The 811-nt window shown below is 68.6% G+C and carries 1 protein-coding gene; it reads right to left on the bottom strand.

Annotated features, from left to right (window positions below; translation table 11 throughout):
* Positions 1–811 (bottom strand): IS5 family transposase (locus tag ACK4TH_RS12490; RefSeq protein ID WP_409626917.1); only part of this gene is annotated, 811 nt, incomplete at both ends.

Consider the following 811-nt stretch of genomic DNA (forward strand, 5'->3'; position numbering starts at 1 on the left):
CTTGCCTTTGCCGATGCACTCGACCTCCGGGGCGTGCAGCGCGTACAGCTTGCCCTTGTCGTGCGGCTTCTGGGCATGCAGCCGCTCGGCGCGCTCCAGCCAGACCGTCAGGCCGTCCTGCGCCGCCTGTGGCAACGCCGTCATCTTGCGTCGCACCTCGCGCAGCAGACTGCCCAGGATGGTGCGCTGGCGGCGCAGCACGCGCTTGAGGCGCTTGAACTGCTTGGCGTGGGCGTAGCCCGCGGCCCGGCGGCGCAGCGTCTTGCCCTCGCGCGCGTGCGTGAGCTTGAGCTGGATGCCGGCACGCTTGGCCAGACGAGCGATCTTCTCGCGCGCCACCTCCAGCAGCCGGCTGTCGGTCGGGTGCGCAATGGCCTTCTCCTGCACCGTGGAGTCCACGATGACGCGCTCGAACTCGCGCTTGTCCACGGCCTTCATCGCCACCGCCGCCTCGATCGTGGACTTCAGCAGTTGCTCCACCCCGGCCTCGCCCAGCACGCGCCGAAAGCGCCCGATCTGCGTGGCGTCGCACGGCAGCTTGGGCGTGTAGTACGCCATGCCGCTGAAGAACTGCCACACCACGTTCTCGCTCCAGCGTAGGACGAGTTCCTCGTCGCTGAGGTCAAACGCGTGCTTCAGGTACAGCAGCGCCACCATCAGCCGGATCGGCAGGCGCGGCCGGCCGCGGTTGCTCACACCACCGCCGACCAATTGCAGCGTCGTGCCGAACAGGTCCGCCTCCTCCACAGCGCGACCAGCGCGGTCCTTGTGTGCGAACGCTGGAGCCAGCGACTTCTCGATCTCGTCCCAC

Origin of the sequence: Tepidimonas sp., from assembly GCF_046292505.1 — a bacterium.
In the GTDB taxonomy this organism is placed as follows: domain Bacteria; phylum Pseudomonadota; class Gammaproteobacteria; order Burkholderiales; family Burkholderiaceae_C; genus Tepidimonas.